The following is an 18868-nucleotide window of genomic DNA, read 5'->3' on the forward strand; positions in this document are numbered from 1 at the left end:
CGTGACACGGCGAACGGACTGGGCCGAGTACGTCCACCCCGTCGCCCCCGAAGGGCAGGGCCGCAGGGGAGGCATCGGCTCTGCCGCGGACAGGGGCAGCGCACACGAAGGCGGCGGACCGTACGGCGACGACGCGTCGTTCGGTCCCGGCGCCCCGGGCGCGGACGGGGGAGACGACGATCGCGGGGGCGACCGCCGAGGGCGCGGCGGGTCCGGGCGCCGCGGCGGCAGGTCTCGTGGTGCAGGAGGGCGGGAGGACGAAGGTTCACCGGGCAGCGGCCGGGGGCGCGGCACCGGTGACCGGCCGTACGCGGACGGCGTGGACGACGGGGAGGACGTGGACGACGCGGAGCGGGACGGCGGGCTGCGGGGCGAGAGCGCCCCGGGCCGCGGAGGCCGTGCCCGACGGGCGCGCGGGCGACGGGGCTTCGGGGAGTCGTCCGGCGGCGCACAGGACGGAGGTTCCCCTTCCTCGTCGAGGGCCGAGGCGGGGGAGCCTCCGCGGGACCCGGCTGAGCGGGCGCGGGCGATCTGCCTGCGCCTGCTCACCGGGACCCCGCGCACGCGGAAGCAGCTTGCCGACGCGTTGAGCAAGCGCGAGATCCCGGACGACGTGGCGGAAGAGGTGCTGTCCCGTTTCGAAGAGGTCGGTCTGATCAACGACGGTGCCTTCGCGGATGCCTGGGTCGAGTCCCGCCACCACGGCCGGGGTCTCGCCCGGCGGGCGCTCGCCCAGGAGCTGCGCACCAAGGGCGTGGACCCCATGCTGATCGACGAGGCGGTCGGGCGGCTCGACTCCGACCGGGAGGAGACGACCGCGCGCGAACTCGTCGCGCGCAAACTGCGCTCCACCCGCGGTCTCGACCGAGACAAGCGCATACGGCGCCTCGCGGGCATGCTCGCCCGCAAGGGCTACTCCCAGGGCACTGCCCTGCGCGTGGTCCGGCAGGCGCTGGAGGAGGAGGGCGAGGACACGGGGTTCCTCGGCGACGGGGAGTTCTGAGAGGTTCCGGAGGGCTTCGGGTTCCGAGGGATTCGACGGGGTCCGCCGGTCCGGCCGGCGCCGGGTTCCGGGCACGGTCGACGCGCGGGGGCGCCTGCCGCGTCCGGAACCCGGCGCCGTGCGACGCGGCACACTGCCCGACCGCGAGGCTCCCGGAGTCCTCTCCGGCACGGTGACGACGGCGGAAGGACAAGGAGCTCTTTCGGGCAGACAAGGAGCCCTTTCGGGCAAGGGCGCATGAGTCCCTTTCGGGCAAGGACCGAGTACCTGCCCGAAGGGCCCCCGCCACCGGTGGCTATGCCGGTGGCCCCGCCTCCGGCACCGCTCCCGGATCCCCCTCCGCCACCACCGGCAACCCGGCCTCCCGCCATGCCTGGAAACCGCCCACCAGGTCCGTGGCCCGGTGGAGGCCCAGGCGGCGCAGGGACTCGGCCGCGAGGCTCGACGCGTAGCCCTCGTTGCAGAGGACCACGACCCGCAGGTCGTGGTTCGTGGCCTCTGGGGCACGATGACTGCCCCGGGGGTCGAGCCGCCACTCCAGTTCGTTGCGCTCGACGACGAGCGCCCCGGGAATCAGGCCGTCGCGCTCGCGCAGTGCCGCGTACCGGATGTCGACGAGCAGGGCGTCGCCCGTCCGCGCGGCGTCGTGGGCGGCCTGCGCCTCCACCCGGTCGAGGCCCGCGCGCACCCGCTCCAGCAGTTCGTCGATCCCCACGGGGCGCTCGGCGGGCCCGGGGCGTTCGGCCGTCACTGCCAGTCCTCGGGACGCTCGACCTGCTCCAGCCGCAGGACCCGGCCGCTGCGGCTGTAGCGCCGGATCCGCGGCAGGGGCGGGTGGTACGCGTGCACGGAGACGGCGTGCTCCTCGGTGGATTCGTTCAGCACCTCGTGCACGTGGTGGCGGCCGAAGGCGCGGCCCTCGCCCGCCGGGAGACGCCGCTCACGGTCGATGCCCTCGGTGAGTTCGAGGGTCTGCCAGCCGTCGGTGGGCAGCCGCGCCACGAGCGAGTTCTCCTTGAGCTCGCCGGACGCGGTGAGGAAGGCGCCCACCGACTCGGCGTGGTCGTGCCAGCCGGTGCCCGTGCCGGGCGGCCAGCCGATGAGCCAGGCCTCGCTGCCGCCGGGGCCTTCGAGCCGTACCCATGTACGGCCCTCGGGGTCGAGCGGCAGGGAGGCGATCAGTTCGGCGTCGGCGGCCGTGCGCCGCACGAACTCCAGCAGCTCGGCCTGGGTGGGAGGGCCGGCCGGGGCGGAGGGCGCCGAGGAACGGGTGGAAAGGCCGGGAACAGAGGGTGACACAGACATGGGTACCGTCCTGACGAGGGTTCGCGGGAGTGCGCGCGACAGCAAGCGGGGTCTCGCGCACGGGATGGTGAAGAGGGATGCGAATTCAGCAGGACGGTCGACACACGCAGCCCGCATAGCGGACGAGGTCCATATGGACTCTCCGCCACAGGCGCACACAGGTGTCGGTCACGGTCCGGAGTAGACCATGGTGATGCGGGCCGGTCAACTCGGTGCCAGAGGTTGAACGGAGAGTCGCTCACGGCCTGCCGGCGGTCGCCTCCGTCGTGGTCCGGGAGCCGCCCAGCGCCGCCTCCGCGGCCTCGTACAGGTCGGCCGGGCGCACCCCGTTCAACGCGGTGACCAGGTGTCCGTCCGGGCGGATCAGCAGCACCGTGTGCGCGGCCGCGCCCGGGTAGCTCTCGGCGACGAGCAGCTCGGCCCGGTGCGGCAGCGCGCTCACCGCGGCGGCGAGCCGCGGCATGATGCCGGCCGTCACCCAGTGCTTGCGCTCCCACACCACGGTCCCAGGCGCGATCAGCAGCACCAGGAGGGCTCCCCGGCCCAGCCGGTCCCGCAGGGCCACGGACGTGCCGTCCTCCGCCGTCACCCGCACATCGGCGACCGCGGCGCCCACCGGTGTGTCGACTTCGACCGAGGACTCGGCGTGCGGAGGCGTGAGCGGTGAATCGGCGTACGCTCCCGGCGCACCCAGCGGGCCGCGCGCCAGGTGTCCGTCCGTCAGCAGGGCGTCGTGGCCGCGGGCGGCTCCGGGCACCGCGGCCCGCAGACCGCCGGCGCGCAGCACCGGCAGGGACTGGTCGGCGGCGCGCAGCCGGGCGGCGACGATCGCGCGCCGCTCCACCTGGTAGCTGTCGAGCAGGGGCTCGTGCGGACCGTGGTGCCAGGCGAGGCCCAGCTTCCAGGCGAGGTTGTCGGCGTCCCGCAGTCCTTCGTCCAGGCCCTGGGTGCCCAGCGCGCCCAGCAGGTGCGCCGCGTCCCCGGCGAGGAAGACACGGCCCGCCCGCCACCGGCGCGCCAGCCGGTGGTGGACCGTGTGGACCCCGGTGTCCAGCAGTTCGTAGGGCGGTGTGGTGCCCCCGCTCCAGCCCGCCAGGGTCTCGCGGACGCGCGCCACCAGCAGGTCCGGCGTGACCAGGTCCTTCCCCGGCGGCAGCAGCCAGTCCAGACGCCACACGTCCTCGGCGAGGGGGCGTGCGGTCACCTCGGACACCGGGGGTCCCGAGGTCCGCCAGGGGGGCATGCGGTGCAGCAGCGCCTCGCCGGGCCACGGCAGCTCCGTACGCAGGGCCGCGACGGCGTGCCGTTCCACGGCGGTGCGGCCGGGGAAGCGGATGTCCTGGAGCTTGCGCACCGTCGAGCGCGGGCCGTCGCAGCCGACCAGGTAGCTGCCGCGCCACCACGTGCCCCGGGGGCCCCGGGTGTGCGCCGTGACGCCCGCGGTCTCCTGCTCGACGGAGTCGAGACGGCTCTCCACGGAGACCTCGACCAGCCGCTCGGCCGCGATCGCCGCTCGCAGGGCCGCGGTCAGGACGTGCTGGGGGATGTGCAGGAGCGCGGGGTCGTCCTCGCCGAACATGATCTGCCGCATCACCTGCCTGCGCCGCATCGACCGCCATCCGGTCCAGCGGAAACCGGCTCCGGCGACGGGGAAGCCCGTCAGCCGCGCGACCAGCGCGGCGGTGTCCTCACGCAGGACGACCGTACGCGCGAGCCGCTGCTCGTCGCTGCCGGGGCCCTCGTCCAGGACGACCGACGGGACCTCCTGACGTGCCAGCCCCAGGGCGAGCGTGAGTCCTACGGGCCCCGCTCCGACAATGATCACCGGGTCCACGGCGCGGTGCCCCCTGCCCGGAGCGGCGTCCAGAGTGCTTTACCGGGACTTGCAGGTGGAGCGGGGTACACGATCACAGAACGTATGCAACCTATTGCCGGTGCTTGCGTCAAGTGACGGAGGCAGCGGCGATCTCGCCACTGCCTCCGGTCGTTCACATCGCGTCAGCTCCGCGACGGGCGCGGGCCGTTCGCGGGATCGGCCTACCGCCTGCCCTCCACGTGCTCGCCCGGCGTGCTGAGCTCTTCCACGGCGCCCGCTTCGACGACCGCGCCGGTGGACTTCTTGCCCTGGCGCAGCTTGCGCTCCAGCCAGCTCGCGAAGCTCGTGAGCGAGAAGTTGATCACGATGAAGATCACGGCTACGACCGTGAAGCTGGCGAGGGTGTTCGCGCCGTAGTACGCGCTCATCGGGCTGACGGCGGCCATCAGGTCGGGGAAGGTGAGGACCGCGCCGCCGAGTGCGGTGTCCTTCACGATCACCACGAGCTGGCTGACGATCGCCGGCAGCATCGCCGTGACCGCCTGGGGCAGCAGGATGAACCGCATGACCTGGTTCTTGCGCAGACCGATGGCCGACGCGGCCTCCGCCTGCCCCCTGGGCAGCGACAGGATGCCCGCCCGGACGATCTCGGCGAGGACCGAGGCGTTGTAGAGCACCAGACCGGTGACGACCGCGTACAGCGGGCGGTCGTCCGTGCTGACGTTCGTGTACTCGGAGAACAGCGCCAGACCGAAGATCATCAGGACGAGGACCGGGATGGCGCGGAAGAACTCGACCACGACACCGGCCGGGACACGCACCCAGACGTGGTCGGACAGCCGGGCGATACCGAGGACCGCGCCGAGCGGGAGCGCGATGACCATGGCGAGCGCCGCGGCCTTGAGCGTGTTCAGCAGACCCGGCCAGAGGTAGGTGCTCCAGGCCTCGGTACCGGTGAAGAAGGGCTTCCACAGCTCCCACTTCAGCTGGCCCTTCTCGTCCAGCGTGCCGTACATCCACCACAGCGCCGCGGCAAGGACGGCGAAGAAGACCACGGAGACGACGAGGTTCCGTCGCCTGGCCCGGGGGCCCTGGGCGTCATAGAGGACCGAGCTCATCGCTTCACCGCCACCTTCTTGCTCACCCAGCCGAGGATCAGACCGGTCGGCAGTGTCAGACACACGAATCCGAACGCGAAGACCGCGGAGATCAGGACGAGTTGCGCCTCGTTCTCGATCATCTCCTTCATCAGCAGTGCCGCCTCGGCGACACCGATGGCGGCGGCCACCGTGGTGTTCTTCGTCAACGCGATCAGGACGTTCGCCAGCGGACCGACGACCGAACGGAACGCCTGCGGCAGCACGACCAGCGTCAGCACCTGCGTGAAGTTCAGGCCGAGGGCACGTGCCGCCTCGGCCTGGCCCACGGGCACCGTGTTGATGCCGGACCGCAGCGCCTCACACACGAACGCCGAGGTGTACGCGATGAAACCGAGGACCGCGAGCCGGAAGTTGGTGCTTTCGATCTGGCTGGAGCCGAGAGTGGCTCCGAACGTCTGGTTGAGACCCAAGGACGTGAACAGAATGATCACTGTCAGCGGAATGTTCCGCACGATGTTTACGTAGGCGGTACCGAAACCGCGCATCAGAGGCACCGGACCGACCCGCATGGCGGCCAGGAGAGTTCCCCAGATCAGGGAGCCGAGGGCGGACAGGACGGTCAGCTGCACCGTCGTCCAGAAGGCTTCCCACAGGTTGTAACCTTCAAGAAAATCGAACACGATCTCCCGCGCTTCCGCGTGTGGGGAGGGTCCTCCTGACCGGTGCGCCGCCCCAGGAGGGCGGCGCACCGGTCAGGTCGGATCCCGCTTTACTTGACGACGTCGCCGATCTTCGGGGCGGGCTCGTTCTTGTACCCGGCCGGGCCGAAGTTGTCCTTGACGGCCTTGTCCCACGACTTGTCGGAGACCATCTTCTCCAGGGCGGTGTTGATCTTGTCCTTGAGGTCGCTGCCCTTCTTGACGCCGATGCCGTAGTTCTCGTTGGTCATCTTGAAGCCGCCGAGCTTGAACTTGCCCTTGAAGTTCGCCTGCGAGGCGTACCCGGCGAGGATCGAGTCGTCCGTGGTCAGCGCGTCGATGGCGCCGCTCTGCAGACCGTTCAGACACTGGGAGTACGTCTGGTACTGCTGGAGCTGGGCCTTCGGGGCGAGCTTGTCCTTGACGTTCTGCGCCGAGGTCGAGCCGGTCACGGAGCACAGCTTCTTGCTGTTGAGATCCTTCGGCGCCTTGATCGAGTCCTCGTCGGCGCGGACCAGCACGTCCTGGTGGGCGAGGAGGTACGGACCGGCGAAGTCGACCTTCGCGGCGCGCTCGTCGGTGATCGAGTAGGAGGCGGCGATGAAGTCGACGTCACCACGCTGGAGCATGGTCTCGCGGTCGGGGCTCTTCGCCTCCTTCCACTGGATCTGGTCCTCGCTGTAGCCGAGCTCCTTGGCGACGTACGTGGCGACGTCCACGTCGAAGCCCGTGTAGCCGTCCGGCGTCTTCTGGCCGATGCCGGGCTGGTCGAACTTGATGCCGATGCTGATCTTCTTGTTGCCGCCGCCGCTGCTGGACGACGAACCGTTGTCGTCCTTGTCGTCGGAACCGCACGCGGTGGCGGTGACGGCGAGTGCGAGGACGGCGGCCGAGGCGGCGGTGACCTTGCGGAGCTTCATGGTGAACATCCTTTGAGTGGTGAAGAAGAGCGATCCGGCGATGCGGGTGCCGTGGGCCGTCAGTGGTGCAGGATCTTCGACAGGAAGTCCTTAGCCCGGTCGCTGCGCGGATTGCTGAAGAACTGGTCCGGCACAGCCTCTTCGACGATGCGGCCGTCCGCCATGAAGACGACCCGGTTGGCCGCCGAACGGGCGAATCCCATCTCGTGGGTGACCACGACCATCGTCATTCCGTCACGCGCGAGCTGCTGCATGACTTCCAGGACCTCGTTGATCATCTCCGGGTCGAGAGCCGACGTCGGCTCGTCGAAGAGCATGACCTTGGGGTCCATCGCCAGCGCCCGGGCGATCGCGACACGCTGCTGCTGCCCGCCGGAGAGCTGCGCCGGGTACTTGTCCGCCTGGGCCGCGACACCCACCCGGTCGAGCAGTGCGCGGGCCTTGTCCTCCGCGGCCTTCTTGTCGGCCTTGCGGACCTTCAGCTGGCCCAGCATCACGTTCTCGAGCACGGTCTTGTGCGCGAACAGGTTGAAGGACTGGAAGACCATGCCGACGTCGGCACGCAGCCGGGCCAGCGCCTTGCCCTCCTCGGGCAGCGGCTTCCCGTCGATCGTGATGGAACCCGACTCGATCGACTCCAGGCGGTTGATCGCGCGGCACAGGGTGGACTTTCCGGACCCGGAGGGTCCGATGACCACGACAACCTCACCGCGGGCGATGGTCAGATCGATGTCCTGAAGTACGTGCAACGCACCGAAGTGCTTGTTGACGTTCTTCAGCACGACCAGATCATCGGCCGTGGGTACGGCGTCCTTGGTCACCGATACTTCGGTCATCGGCCTCTAGCTCCGTCCTCCTCGGTTGCGGAGGACAGTAGTAACGCGGCACGACCAGCGTCATTACATCTGAGGGGAAATTGAGCATAACGATATGGCGGCAAACCGACACTCCTCGTGAAGGCCGCCCCGGGCGCGTACCGGCTGCGTAACGGATGGGGGCCGCGCCCCGAACACGCTTGACGCCGTCCGCGTCCATCCGCCTGACTGCCAGGGGACACGTGCGCGTGCTCATGTCCAGCCGCTGTTCCAGCCACTGTCTATCCGTTCAGAACATACGACTGATGAACCGAAGGGGGCCGTAATGAGACTGCTCCTCGTCGAGGACGACAACCACGTCGCCGCCGCGCTGTCCGCGGTCCTCGCCCGGCACGGCTTCGCGGTCACGCACGCCCGCAGCGGCGAGGAGGCCCTCCAGGCGCTCGTCCCGGAAGGCCCCGGCTTCGGCGTGGTGCTCCTCGACCTCGGACTGCCCGACCAGGACGGGTACGAGGTCTGCGGCAAGATCCGCAAACGGACCAGCACGCCCGTGATCATGGTCACCGCGCGTGCGGACGTGCGCTCCCGGATCCACGGCCTCAACCTCGGCGCCGACGACTACGTGGTGAAGCCGTACGACACCGGCGAGCTCCTCGCCCGTATCCATGCCGTCAGCCGGCGCACGGTCCCCGACGACGCGGCGACCCCGGGCGACGACGCGCTGCACCTCGGACCCGTACGCATCGAGCTGCCCACCCGCCAGGTCAGCGTGGACGGCACGGTCGTCCAGCTGACCCGCAAGGAGTTCGACCTGCTGGCGCTCCTGGCGCAGCGGCCCGGCGTGGTGTTCCGGCGGGAGCAGATCATCAGCGAGGTCTGGCGCACCAGCTGGGAGGGGACCGGCCGCACCCTGGAGGTGCACGTCGCGTCGCTGCGCTCCAAGCTGCGCATGCCGGCCCTGATCGAGACCGTGCGCGGCGTCGGATACCGGCTCGTCGCGCCCGCCGCGTAGCGGGCCCGGGTGCGTACACGCCTCCTCCCGCTGCTCATCGTCCTGATGGCGGCCGTCCTGCTCGCCCTGGGCGTCCCCCTCGCGGTGAGCCTGGCGGCGGCCCAGCAGCAGAAGGTGGTCGTCGACCGGATCGACGACACCGCGCGCTTCGCCTCCCTGGCGCAGTTCGTCGCCGACCGCCCGGAGGGCTCACGGGTCAACCCCCCGGAACAGCGCCTCAAGACGCTCCTGCAGGAACTGGGCACCTTCCACGAGCTGTACGGGATCAACGCCGGCGTCTTCTACCGTGACAAGGACGTCATGGCGAACGCCCCGCGGAACTGGTACCTCCCCGAGGACGGCGAGGTGCGCGGCGCCTTCGACGAGGCGCTCCAGGGCCGCCGCAGCCACGACCCGGAGCAGGTCTGGCCGTGGCAGCGGGACCGGCTCGTCGTCGCGTCCCCCGTCATCCGGGACGGTGACGTCGTGGCGGTCGTGGTCACCGACTCGCCCACCGGGCAGATGCGCTCCAGGATCCTGCAGGGCTGGCTCGTCATCGGCGCGGGCGAGGCCGCCGCGATGCTCCTGGCGCTCGGCGCCGCGCTGCGTCTGACCGGTTGGGTGCTGCGGCCCGTACGCGTCCTGGACGCCACCACCCACGACATCGCGACCGGCCGCCTGAAGTCCCGGGTCGCGGCGGCCGGCGGGCCGCCGGAGCTGCGGCGTCTGGCCCGCTCGTTCAACGAGATGGCCGACAACGTCGAGGACGTCCTGGAGCAGCAGCGCGCCTTCGTCGCCGACGCCTCGCACCAGCTGCGCAATCCCCTGTCCGCCCTGCTGCTGCGCATCGAGCTGCTCGCCCTGGAGCTGCCCGAGGGCAACGAGGAGATCGCCTCCGTGCGGACGGAGGGCAAGCGCCTCGCACAGGTCCTGGACGACCTCCTGGACCTGGCCCTGGCCGAGCACGCCGAAGCCGACCTGCGGCTCACCGACATCGGCGAGCTGACCGCCGAGCGCGTGGCGTCCTGGTCGCCGTACGCCGACGACAAAGGTGTGCAGCTGATCGGGAACTGTCCCGCCACGACCGCGTGGGCCGATCCCGTGGCCCTCTCCAGCGCCCTGGACGCGATCATCGACAACGCGCTGAAGTTCACCCCCGAGGGCGAGTCCGTCGAGGTCGTGGTGGCCTCCAACGGAGAGGTCTCGACCATCGTCGTCACCGACCGCGGGCCCGGTCTGAGCGACGAGGAACTGACCCGCGTCGGCGACCGCTTCTGGCGCAGCGCCGGCCACCAGAACATCAAGGGCTCGGGTCTGGGCCTGTCGATCTCCCGCGCCCTGCTCTCCGCGGGCGGCGGCTCCCTGGCGTACGCCCACCACGAGCCGCACGGCCTGAAGGTGACGGTGACGTTGCCGCGGACGAGGCCGGGGGCCTGAGAGGACCGGAGGAGGCATGAGTGGATCGGGAGAGCACCGGAGAAGGACGGAGAAGGGCCCGCAGGGGCCTTGTGGGCCCTTTCACGGGTCCTCCCCCGGGTCGGGCCACAGGGAATCGTCACGCGGCCGGACGCTACGGCTTGACCGAGCGGTAGTAGCGCTGCGCGCCTTTGTGCAGGTGCAGGGGGTCGGTGTAGATGGCGGTCCGCAGGTCCACGCGTTGCGCGGCGTGCACCACCTCACCGATGCCGTCGCGGCTGTTGATCACTGTGCGGGTCATCCCCTCGGTGAGCTTCGCGTCCGTCCCGGCCCGCGTCACCAGCAGGTTCGCCACCGCCATCGTCGGGACGGCGGTACCGCCCTGGGCCTTGCCGTAGGCGTCCGCCGGCATGATGGCCGGCCGGTAGTGACCGAGCCGGGTTCCCGGCGGGTGCAGTTTCGCGACCAGGTCGGCGTCGATCGGGACCAGGCCGATGTCGAAGCGGTCCGAGAGGTCGGCCACGGCGCCGGTCGGGAGCCCGCCGGACCAGAAGAACGCGTCGATCTCACCCTTTTCGAGCTTCCTCGGCGCGTCCGCGATACCGAGGTACTGCGGCCGGATGTCCTTCTTCGGATCGAGCTCGGCCGCCCTCAGCACCTCCTCGGCGATCAGAAGCACCCCGGACCCCGCCTGACCGACCCCCACCCTCTTGCCCTTGAGCTCGGCGACGGACCCCACGGAGGACCCGCGCGGGACGACCACGTGCACGTAGTCGTCGTACAGCCGGGCGCAGCCACGCAGCAGGTCCGCGCCGCGTCCGCCCTCCGTCCGGTACTTGTCGACCGCGTCGGCCGCCGCGATGGTGAAGTCGGCCTTCCCGGTGGCCACCCGCTCCACGTTCTCCTGCGAACCCTCGCTCTGCCTCAGGTCCACCTCCAGGCGCGGCATGTCCTCGGCGAGCGCGTCCTGCAGCAGTTCCCCGTACCGCTGGTACACCCCGTTCTGCGTCCCCGTGCTGAAGACGACCTTTCCGGCCGGTGAGCTCTCGCCCAGGGGCAGCAGCCACCACAGCAGCAGCCCGAAGACCACGAAGGCGGCGGCCGAGCCCTGCAGCGCCCGACGGCGGCCGATCCGGGGGAGTACCTGGAACATGCGCGCGATCCTGCCAGCTCACCCGCCTGCCTGACCAGGGCCGGGCCGCCCGGGCGGGACGTGCTCCGGGCACCGCCTACCCTTGTCGCATGAGCAGCAGCGACCGGAGCCGGGCAGTGGACCTGACGAGAACGTATGAAGTGCGCACTTACGGATGTCAGATGAACGTCCACGACTCCGAACGGCTCTCCGGCCTGCTGGAGGACGCCGGTTACGTACGCGCCCCCGAAGGCTCCGACGGTGACGCGGACGTCGTCGTCTTCAACACCTGCGCGGTGCGCGAGAACGCCGACAACCGCCTGTACGGGAACCTCGGCAGGCTCGCGCCGATGAAGACGAAGCGGCCCGGCATGCAGATCGCCGTCGGCGGCTGCCTCGCCCAGAAGGACCGCGACACCATCGTGAAGAGGGCGCCCTGGGTGGACGTCGTCTTCGGCACGCACAACATCGGCAAGCTCCCCGTCCTCCTTGAGCGCGCCCGCGTCCAGGAGGAGGCGCAGGTCGAGATCGCCGAGTCGCTGGAGGCGTTCCCCTCGACGCTGCCGACCCGCCGCGAGAGCGCGTACGCCGCCTGGGTCTCCGTCTCCGTCGGCTGCAACAACACCTGTACCTTCTGCATCGTCCCGGCGCTGCGCGGCAAGGAGAAGGACCGCAGGACCGGCGACATCCTCGCCGAGATCGAGGCACTCGTCGGCGAGGGCGTCTCGGAGATCACGCTGCTCGGGCAGAACGTGAACGCCTACGGCTCCGACATCGGCGACCGTGAGGCGTTCAGCAAACTGCTGCGGGCCTGCGGGAAGATCGACGGCCTGGAGCGCGTGCGGTTCACCTCGCCGCACCCGCGCGACTTCACGGACGATGTCATCGCCGCGATGGCCGAGACCCCGAACGTCATGCCGCAGCTGCACATGCCGATGCAGTCCGGTTCGGACACCGTCCTGAAGGCGATGCGCCGCTCCTACCGCCAGGAGCGGTTCCTCGGGATCATCGACAAGGTGCGTGCCGCGATCCCGCACGCCGCGATCACCACCGACATCATCGTGGGCTTCCCCGGCGAGACCGAGGAGGACTTCGAGCAGACCCTGCACGCGGTCCGCGAGGCCCGCTTCGCGCAGGCCTTCACGTTCCAGTACTCCAAGCGTCCGGGCACCCCCGCCGCCACCATGGAGGGGCAGATCCCCAAGGAGGTCGTGCAGGCGCGCTACGAGCGTCTCGTCGCCCTCCAGGAGGAGATCTCCTGGGACGAGAACAAGAAGCAGGTCGGCCGTACGCTGGAGCTGATGGTCGCCGAGGGCGAGGGCCGCAAGGACGGCGCCACGCACCGCCTCTCCGGCCGCGCCCCCGACAACCGCCTGGTGCACTTCACGAAGCCCGACACCGAGGTCCGCCCCGGCGACGTCGTCACCGTCGGGATCACCTACGCCGCCCCGCACCACCTGCTCGCCGAGGGCGCCGTCCTCGACGTGCGCCGCACGCGCGCGGGGGACGCCTGGGAGAAGCGCAACACCGCCGCGGCCGCGAAGCCCGCCGGCGTCATGCTGGGGCTGCCGCGGGTCGGCGCGCCCGAGCCGGTGCCCGCCGCCGCGGGCAGCGGCTGCGGCTGCGACTGACCGCGTCACGCGCGCGGGGGCCCTTCCGGCGTGCGCCCGGGATTCCCGGCGGGCGCATCCGGGATTCCCGGCGTACATGCCTGGGATTCCGGGCTGCCCGCACCGGGGAGTGACGCCCGGCCGCCGTGCGGGGCTACGCTGCCGATCATGCTTGTCGCCGCCGCCGTGTGTCCCTGCCCGCCCCTTCTCGTGCCCGAGGTCGCCGCGGGTGCCGCACCCGAACTGGACGCGGCGCGTGCCGCGTGCGTGGACGCCCTGGGGGTGCTGGCGGCCGCGCGCCCGGACCGCCTGGTGGTCGTGGGGCCGGCCGGGGAGGACGGACGCGGACCGCACCCCGAGGGCTCGCGCGGATCGTTCCGCGGCTTCGGTGTCGCCCTCGACGTGCGGCTCGGCGGGAACGCGGGCGCAGGGCCCGAGGACCCGGCCGCCCCGCACGTGCTCCCGCCCTCGCTGGCGGTCGCCGCCTGGCTGCTGGCCCGTACGAACTGGTCCGACGCCCCCGTGGAAGGTCTCGGCGTCGGGGAACCGCTCGCGGCCGGGCGGTGCCTCCGGACCGGACGGGACATCGCCGCACGGGCGCAGCGGGTGGCGATGCTGGTGATGGGCGACTCCAGCGCGTGCCGCACGCTCAAGGCACCGGGCTACCTGGACGAGCGGGCGGCGGGTTTCGACGCGGAGGTCGCACGGGCCCTCGGCGCGGCGGACGTGGCCGCGCTCGAGGCCCTGGACACCGGCCTGGCGTACGAGCTGAAAGCATCCGGCCGAGCCCCCTGGCAGGTCCTCGCGGGCGCCGCGCAGGACGCTGACCTGGCGGGCGCCCTCCTCTACGAGGACGCGCCCTACGGAGTGGGCTACATGGTGGCCACCTGGTCGTAGCACTCCGCGCCGACAGCCCCCGAAGGACGTCCGTGCGGGCACGCCGGACATCCTGGGCACCCCGAACATCCCGAACGCGGCGGACGCCCCGAGACCGTCCACCGGCGTGCTGTCGCTGTCGCCCGGGGTCCCGGGGCCGGCGCCGTCAGCGGCGCGGGGCCGCGCCGCCCGGCGGACCGGTCACTTGCCGGCGCCCTCGCCGACCTCGCTGTCGACCGCCTTCTCGGCGGACTGCTGCTGGGGAATGCCGACGGCCTCCGTCTCGGGCCCCCCGGCGTCACCGGCTTCCGCCGCCGGGACTGCGGAAGCGGTCGCGGCGGCGGTCGCGGCCCCGGCTCCGGTCCCACCGGCCCCGTCTCCCGCCTCGTCGCCGGCCTTCCCGCTCCGGACCTCGGCGGCCGCAGCCGCCCCCTCGGCGCCCTCCGCCGCGCCGGCCGCCGGGACCCCGGCGGTCACCGCGCCGGCCCGCCCCTCGGCCGCCGACGCCTCGTCCGACCCCTTGGGCCTGGGCCTGCCCTTACCAAGAAGCCGTGCAAAAACGCCCATGTCGTCTCCATAACCTGCTCGTGTGGGAACCTGCCCGTATGGGCGAAATCCCGCGTCCCCCGGTGCGTCCCATCGCGTCGCCCGGGGTCACCGGTCCTGGGAACCGGCGGCTGGAACCTCGCAACAGGCAACGACCCCGCACCCGTGCCGTCACGTAGCTCGTTCGAGAAGTGGCCCCGAGGTTTGCGAGACTGGGGCGGTGAGTAGAGCAGCTCCCGTTCCGCGGGTCATCGCCGTCGTGGGTCCCACCGCGGCCGGAAAGTCCGATCTGGGCGTCCACCTGGCCCTGAGCCTCGGCGGCGAGGTCGTCAACGCGGACTCGATGCAGCTCTACCGCGGGATGGACATCGGCACCGCCAAGCTGACGCCCGAGGAGCGCGGCGGCGTCCCCCACCACCTCCTGGACGTCTGGGACGTGACGGTGACGGCGAGCGTCGCCGAGTACCAGCGCCTCGCGCGCGTGCGCATCGACGCGCTGCTCGCGCAGGGCCGCTGGCCGATCCTCGTCGGCGGCTCCGGCCTGTACGTGCGGGGGGCCGTCGACAACCTGGAGTTCCCCGGTACGGACCCCGAGGTGCGGGCCCGCCTGGAGGAGGAGCTCACCCTGCGGGGCCCGGGCGCCCTGCACGCCCGGCTGGCCGCCGCGGACCCCGGGGCGGCCCACGCGATCCTGCCGAGCAACGGCCGCCGCATCGTCCGGGCCCTGGAGGTCATCGAGATCACCGGCAAGCCCTTCACCGCCAACCTGCCGGGCCACGACTCGGTCTACGACACCCTGCAGATCGGGGTCGACGTGGCGCGTCCCGAGCTCGACGAGCGCATCGCCCGCCGCGTGGACCGCATGTGGGAGGGCGGCCTCGCCGAAGAAGTGCGCGCACTGGAGGCGCAGGGGTTGCGCGAGGGGCGTACGGCGTCGCGCGCCCTCGGCTACCAGCAGATGCTCGCGGCACTCGCCGGGGAGTGCACCGAGGACGAGGCACGGACCGAGACCGTACGCGCCACCAAGCGCTTCGCGCGCCGTCAGGATTCATGGTTCAGGCGCGATCCACGGGTGCATTGGCTCAGTGGGGCCGCGGCGGACCGCGCGGAACTTCCGGGGCTCGCGCTGGCATTGGTCGAACGACCGGTCACAGCCTGATCACGTCATGGCATCGGGACGCTCAGGCCGCCATCCGGGCCTGTGGGACCGTGCCATCATCGAGCTTCGATCGACCAAGTGGAGTCCGAGTGGGGAGGGCGCGTGGCGATGGAGGCCGGCCCTCGTGACACCGCAGCAGGCACGGAGCGGAACACCGTGAGCGGCGAGGCGCACGACGCCGCGCCGGACCCCGACGGCGACCGGCTGAGTCCGGACGGGCCCGAGCCCGACGACGCCACCGGCGGGGTGACCGCCGACGGCCCCGAGCCCGAGGAGATGTTCCCGGGGCCCGAGGTCGAGGTGGAGCTGCGTCCGCAGCGCCGCATGCGCATCTGGCAGCTCGCCCCCATCGTGGGCCTCGCCGCGCTCGGCTCCCTGATGTTCGCGTTCCCGCTGGCCTTCGACTTCGGCGACAGCGGGGCGATGATCGCCATGCTGGGCCTGCTGCTCTGCTCCTGCGCCGCAGGCTGGGGCATGATGGCCGCCCGCCGCGTGGGTTACCCGTGGCCCGGCCTGCCGCAGCGCGGTTCCGGCCGCCGCCCGGACTGGCGGGTCGTGGCCGCGTACGCCGTGGTCGTCGCCGCGGTCGTGGTGCTTGCCGTGTGGCGCGTGGCCCGCCTGCGCTGACCCGCCCGCGCGGAATCGTCCCGCCTGCGCCGACCCGCCTGCGCCGACCCGCCTGCGCCGGGTCGTACGGACCCGTCCTTCCCGGACCCGCTGGACCCGTCGCCCCCCGTCCCCCGTCCCCGTTCCCGGCCCGTGTGCGGTCCGGCTCCCGGACCGGTCGGCCGGGCCGTCGTGCCGAAGCCGTACGATCGAGGGATGAGCACGCGGATCGCCTTCCTCAAGGGGCACGGGACCGAGAACGACTTCGTGATCGTCCCGGATCCCGGGAACACCCTCGACCTGCCCCCGGCCACCGTCGCCGCCCTGTGCGACCGCCGCGCCGGCATCGGCGGGGACGGTCTGCTGCACGTCGTACGGTCCGCCGCGCACCCCGAGGCCCGGTCGATGGCGGCCGAAGCGGAATGGTTCATGGACTACCGCAACGGCGACGGGTCGGTCGCGGAGATGTGCGGCAACGGAGTGCGGGTGTTCGCCCGCTACCTCCAGCGCGCCGGGCACGTGGCCGAAGGGGATCTCGCGGTGGCCACGCGCGCGGGCGTGCGGAGCGTGCACATCGCCAAGGACGGGGACGTCACCGTCGGCATGGGCAGGGCGCTCCTCCCCGAGGGGGACGTCACGGTCACCGTCGGCGAGCGCGCCTGGCCCGCCCGCAACGTGAACATGGGCAACCCCCACGCCGTCGCCTTCGTGGACGACCTCGACCACGCCGGACCTCTGTACGACCCGCCGGCGTTCGGCCCGCCGTCCGTGTACCCGGACGGCGTGAACGTGGAGTTCGTCGTCGACCGTGGCCTTCGTCACGTCGCTCTGCGTGTCCACGAGCGGGGTTCCGGCGAGACCCGGTCGTGCGGCACGGGCGCGTGCGCCGTGGCCGTGGCGGCGGCCCGCCGGGACGGCATCGACCCCGCTGTGACCGGTACACCCGCCACGTACACCGTCGACGTGCCCGGCGGCCGGCTCGTGATCACCGAGCGGCCCGACGGCGGGATCGAGATGACCGGGCCCGCGGTGATCGTCGCGGAGGGTGAGATCGACATCGAGTGGCTCGAAACGGTGAGCCCGTGAACCTTCGCTCGAATGGGTGATCCGTTTCACGCTCGACGAGAGGCGGTCGGTCGGGCGTGATGGGCTCGGTAGCATCAAGGACCGGCCCGGACGGGGGAACGACGCCATCCCCAGAGCCGTGTACGCCATGGGGCGCCCCGTCCGCCGGTCAACGCAGCCGGAGGTGCCCATGAGTGCGGAGGCCACGAACCCCGCGACGCCCGGCCCCATCACGCCCGCGGTACAGCGCAGGCGGGGCCGCCCCCGGATCGATCTGCGACGGCTCGGCCGGGCCGCCCTCCTGGGGCCCGCGGCCCGCGACCGGCTGCCCGACGCGATCGGCCATGTCGTGGAGGCCCACCGGGCCCACCACCCCGACGCCGACCTGGACCCGCTGCGCCGCGCGTACGTCCTCGCGGAGTCCTCGCACCGCGGCCAGATGCGCAAGAGCGGCGAGCCCTACATCACCCACCCGCTCGCCGTGACGCTGATCCTCGCCGAACTCGGCGCGGAGACCACGACGTTGACCGCCTCCCTCCTCCACGACACCGTCGAGGACACGGACGTGACGCTCGATCAGGTGCGGCAGGAGTTCGGCGAGGAGGTCCGCTACCTCGTCGACGGCGTCACGAAGCTGGAGAAGGTCGACTACGGAGCGGCCGCCGAGCCCGAGACGTTCCGCAAGATGCTCGTCGCCACCGGCAGCGACGTACGCGTGATGTCGATCAAGCTCGCCGACCGGCTGCACAACATGCGCACCCTCGGGGTCATGCGCCCCGAGAAGCAGGAACGCATCGCCAAGGTGACCAAGGACGTCCTGATCCCGCTCGCCGAGCGCCTCGGGGTCCAGGCGCTCAAGACGGAGCTGGAGGACCTCGTCTTCGCGATCCTGCGCCCGGAGGAGTACGCCCACACCCGCGAGCTCGTCGTCAGGAACGCCTCGCGCGCCGACGACCCCCTCGCGGAGATCGCCGAAGAGGTGCGCGGCGTCCTGCGCGAGGCCGGCCTGCAGGCGGAAGTCCTCATCCGGCCGCGGCACTTCGTCTCCGTGCACCGTGTCTCGCGCAAACGGGGCCGGATGCGCGGCGCCGACTTCGGGCGCCTGCTGGTCCTCGTGAACGAGGACGCCGACTGCTACGGGGTCCTCGGCGAACTGCACACCTGTCTCACGCCGGTGGTCTCGGAGTTCAAGGACTTCATCGCCGTCCCCAAGTTCAACCTGTACCAGTCGCTGCACACCGCGGTGGCCCGCCCCGACGGACAGGTCGCCGAGGTCCTCATCCGCACGCACCAGATGCACAAGGTCGCCGAGGCCGGTGTCATCGCCCTCGGCAACCCCTACGCCTCCCCCGCGGAGGAGCAGCCGGACGGCGACGGCACCCGTCCCGCCGACGGCGAGCGCGCCGACCCCACCCGGCCCGGCTGGCTCTCCCGGCTCCTCGACTGGCAGGAGGCCGCGCCGGACCCCGACACGTTCTGGTCCACGCTCCGCGAGGACCTCGCCCAGGACCGGGAGATCACCGTCTTCCGCCCCGACGGCGGCACCCTCGGACTGCCCGCGGGCGCCAGCTGCGTGGACGCCGCGTACGCCCAGTACGGCGAGGACGCGCACGCCTGTATCGGCGCGCGCGTCAACGGCCGCCTGGCACGGCTGAGCACGGTCCTGAACGACGGGGACACCGTGCAGCTGCTCATGGGCCAGGACCCGGCCTCGGAGCCCTCCAGGGAGTGGCTGGAGCACGCGCACACGCCCATCGCGCGCATCGCCATCACCCGCTGGCTGGCCGCGCACCCGGCGCCGTCCGCGCCG

19 protein-coding genes are annotated in these 18868 nt (G+C 71.9%); 9 read left to right on the forward strand and 10 right to left on the reverse strand.

Annotated features, from left to right (window positions below):
• Position 1 precedes the first annotated feature (1 nt).
• Positions 2–1003 carry a recombination regulator RecX gene (recX, locus tag KM933_RS31195; RefSeq protein WP_221358428.1) on the forward strand — a complete coding sequence of 334 codons (1002 nt, stop codon included), beginning with the start codon at positions 2–4 and terminating at the stop codon, positions 1001–1003.
• Between the two features lie 295 nt (positions 1004–1298).
• On the opposite strand, the gene KM933_RS31200 is transcribed toward recX, so the two are convergent.
• The 8 genes from KM933_RS31200 to KM933_RS31230 form a co-directional block, all read right to left on the reverse strand.
• A complete protein-coding gene (locus KM933_RS31200; protein WP_430727392.1) occupies positions 1299–1754 on the reverse strand; it encodes a rhodanese-like domain-containing protein in 456 nt (151 codons plus the stop codon).
• Entirely contained in the window at positions 1751–2308 is a 558-nt protein-coding gene (locus KM933_RS31205) for a cupin domain-containing protein (RefSeq protein WP_221358430.1), read from the reverse strand. Before KM933_RS31205 ends, KM933_RS31200 begins: the two co-directional genes overlap by 4 nt.
• Positions 2309–2393: 85 nt before the next feature.
• On the reverse strand, positions 2394–2480 hold the full coding sequence (locus tag KM933_RS40735; RefSeq protein ID WP_313960178.1) for a putative leader peptide: 87 nt from the start codon (positions 2478–2480) through the stop codon (positions 2394–2396).
• A 66-nt stretch (positions 2481–2546) separates the two neighbouring features.
• The gene (locus tag KM933_RS31210) at positions 2547–4142 is read right to left on the reverse strand and encodes an FAD-dependent monooxygenase (protein ID WP_221358432.1); all 1596 of its coding nucleotides are present in this window, start codon (positions 4140–4142) and stop codon (positions 2547–2549) included.
• Between the two features lie 203 nt (positions 4143–4345).
• A complete protein-coding gene (locus tag KM933_RS31215; RefSeq protein ID WP_221358434.1) occupies positions 4346–5242 on the reverse strand; it encodes an amino acid ABC transporter permease in 897 nt (298 codons plus the stop codon).
• Complete coding sequence (locus tag KM933_RS31220) at positions 5239–5904, reverse strand: amino acid ABC transporter permease (protein WP_221358435.1); 666 nt, start codon at positions 5902–5904, stop codon at positions 5239–5241. Before KM933_RS31220 ends, KM933_RS31215 begins: the two co-directional genes overlap by 4 nt.
• An 89-nt stretch (positions 5905–5993) precedes the next feature.
• Complete coding sequence (locus KM933_RS31225; RefSeq protein ID WP_221358437.1) at positions 5994–6842, reverse strand: glutamate ABC transporter substrate-binding protein; 849 nt, start codon at positions 6840–6842, stop codon at positions 5994–5996.
• Positions 6843–6901: 59 nt separating this feature from the next.
• Positions 6902–7678: an amino acid ABC transporter ATP-binding protein gene (locus KM933_RS31230; RefSeq protein ID WP_221358439.1), complete on the reverse strand. Its 777-nt coding sequence runs from the start codon at positions 7676–7678 to the stop codon at positions 6902–6904.
• Between the two features lie 304 nt (positions 7679–7982).
• Here KM933_RS31230 and KM933_RS31235 point away from each other — a divergent pair, with 304 nt between their 5' ends.
• Positions 7983–8669: a response regulator transcription factor gene (locus tag KM933_RS31235; RefSeq protein ID WP_221358441.1), complete on the forward strand. Its 687-nt coding sequence runs from the start codon at positions 7983–7985 to the stop codon at positions 8667–8669.
• 9 nt (positions 8670–8678) lie between these two features.
• Entirely contained in the window at positions 8679–10085 is a 1407-nt protein-coding gene (locus tag KM933_RS31240; protein ID WP_221358443.1) for a sensor histidine kinase, read from the forward strand.
• Positions 10086–10218: 133 nt separating this feature from the next.
• Here the strand turns inward: KM933_RS31240 and KM933_RS31245 are convergent, their stop codons facing one another.
• On the reverse strand, positions 10219–11217 hold the full coding sequence (locus KM933_RS31245) for a TAXI family TRAP transporter solute-binding subunit (protein ID WP_221358445.1): 999 nt from the start codon (positions 11215–11217) through the stop codon (positions 10219–10221).
• A gap of 89 nt (positions 11218–11306) precedes the next feature.
• Between KM933_RS31245 and miaB the strand changes: the two genes are divergently transcribed.
• Together miaB and KM933_RS31255 are read left to right on the forward strand one after the other, a co-directional pair.
• A complete protein-coding gene (gene miaB / locus KM933_RS31250; RefSeq protein WP_221358447.1) occupies positions 11307–12827 on the forward strand; it encodes a tRNA (N6-isopentenyl adenosine(37)-C2)-methylthiotransferase MiaB in 1521 nt (506 codons plus the stop codon).
• Positions 12828–12974: 147 nt separating this feature from the next.
• Positions 12975–13703, forward strand: a complete 729-nt coding sequence (locus KM933_RS31255) for a class III extradiol dioxygenase subunit B-like domain-containing protein (RefSeq protein ID WP_221358449.1) — start codon at positions 12975–12977, stop codon at positions 13701–13703.
• Between the two features lie 180 nt (positions 13704–13883).
• On the opposite strand, the gene KM933_RS31260 is transcribed toward KM933_RS31255, so the two are convergent.
• Entirely contained in the window at positions 13884–14249 is a 366-nt protein-coding gene (locus KM933_RS31260; RefSeq protein ID WP_221358451.1) for a hypothetical protein, read from the reverse strand.
• 199 nt (positions 14250–14448) lie between these two features.
• Here KM933_RS31260 and miaA point away from each other — a divergent pair, with 199 nt between their 5' ends.
• The 4 genes from miaA to KM933_RS31280 form a co-directional block, all read left to right on the forward strand.
• A complete protein-coding gene (gene miaA, locus KM933_RS31265) occupies positions 14449–15387 on the forward strand; it encodes a tRNA (adenosine(37)-N6)-dimethylallyltransferase MiaA (protein WP_221358453.1) in 939 nt (312 codons plus the stop codon).
• 108 nt (positions 15388–15495) lie between these two features.
• The gene (locus KM933_RS31270) at positions 15496–16014 is read left to right on the forward strand and encodes a hypothetical protein (protein WP_221358467.1); all 519 of its coding nucleotides are present in this window, start codon (positions 15496–15498) and stop codon (positions 16012–16014) included.
• A gap of 195 nt (positions 16015–16209) precedes the next feature.
• The gene (gene dapF / locus KM933_RS31275) at positions 16210–17079 is read left to right on the forward strand and encodes a diaminopimelate epimerase (protein ID WP_221358455.1); all 870 of its coding nucleotides are present in this window, start codon (positions 16210–16212) and stop codon (positions 17077–17079) included.
• Positions 17080–17248: 169 nt separating this feature from the next.
• Positions 17249–18868 (forward strand): RelA/SpoT family protein (locus KM933_RS31280; protein WP_221358457.1); only part of this gene is annotated, 1620 nt, incomplete at its 3' end.

Origin of the sequence: Streptomyces beigongshangae (genome assembly GCF_019710745.1) — a bacterium.
In the GTDB taxonomy this organism is placed as follows: domain Bacteria; phylum Actinomycetota; class Actinomycetes; order Streptomycetales; family Streptomycetaceae; genus Streptomyces; species Streptomyces beigongshangae.

What these genes read in the sequence shown, in the direction of transcription:
- miaB (WP_221358447.1), top strand. Translation starts at nt 11,307, where the DNA reads ATGAGCAGCAGCGACCGGAGCCGGGCAGTGGACCTGACGAGAACGTAT.
- dapF (WP_221358455.1), top strand. Translation starts at nt 16,210, where the DNA reads ATGAGCACGCGGATCGCCTTCCTCAAGGGGCACGGGACCGAGAACGAC.
- KM933_RS31255 (WP_221358449.1), top strand. Translation starts at nt 12,975, where the DNA reads ATGCTTGTCGCCGCCGCCGTGTGTCCCTGCCCGCCCCTTCTCGTGCCC.
- KM933_RS31235 (WP_221358441.1), top strand. Translation starts at nt 7,983, where the DNA reads ATGAGACTGCTCCTCGTCGAGGACGACAACCACGTCGCCGCCGCGCTG.
- KM933_RS31245 (WP_221358445.1), bottom strand. Translation starts at nt 11,217, where the DNA reads ATGTTCCAGGTACTCCCCCGGATCGGCCGCCGTCGGGCGCTGCAGGGC.
- KM933_RS31225 (WP_221358437.1), bottom strand. Translation starts at nt 6,842, where the DNA reads ATGAAGCTCCGCAAGGTCACCGCCGCCTCGGCCGCCGTCCTCGCACTC.
- KM933_RS31230 (WP_221358439.1), bottom strand. Translation starts at nt 7,678, where the DNA reads ATGACCGAAGTATCGGTGACCAAGGACGCCGTACCCACGGCCGATGAT.
- KM933_RS31270 (WP_221358467.1), top strand. Translation starts at nt 15,496, where the DNA reads ATGGAGGCCGGCCCTCGTGACACCGCAGCAGGCACGGAGCGGAACACC.
- KM933_RS31205 (WP_221358430.1), bottom strand. Translation starts at nt 2,308, where the DNA reads ATGTCTGTGTCACCCTCTGTTCCCGGCCTTTCCACCCGTTCCTCGGCG.
- KM933_RS31260 (WP_221358451.1), bottom strand. Translation starts at nt 14,249, where the DNA reads ATGGGCGTTTTTGCACGGCTTCTTGGTAAGGGCAGGCCCAGGCCCAAG.
- KM933_RS31215 (WP_221358434.1), bottom strand. Translation starts at nt 5,242, where the DNA reads ATGAGCTCGGTCCTCTATGACGCCCAGGGCCCCCGGGCCAGGCGACGG.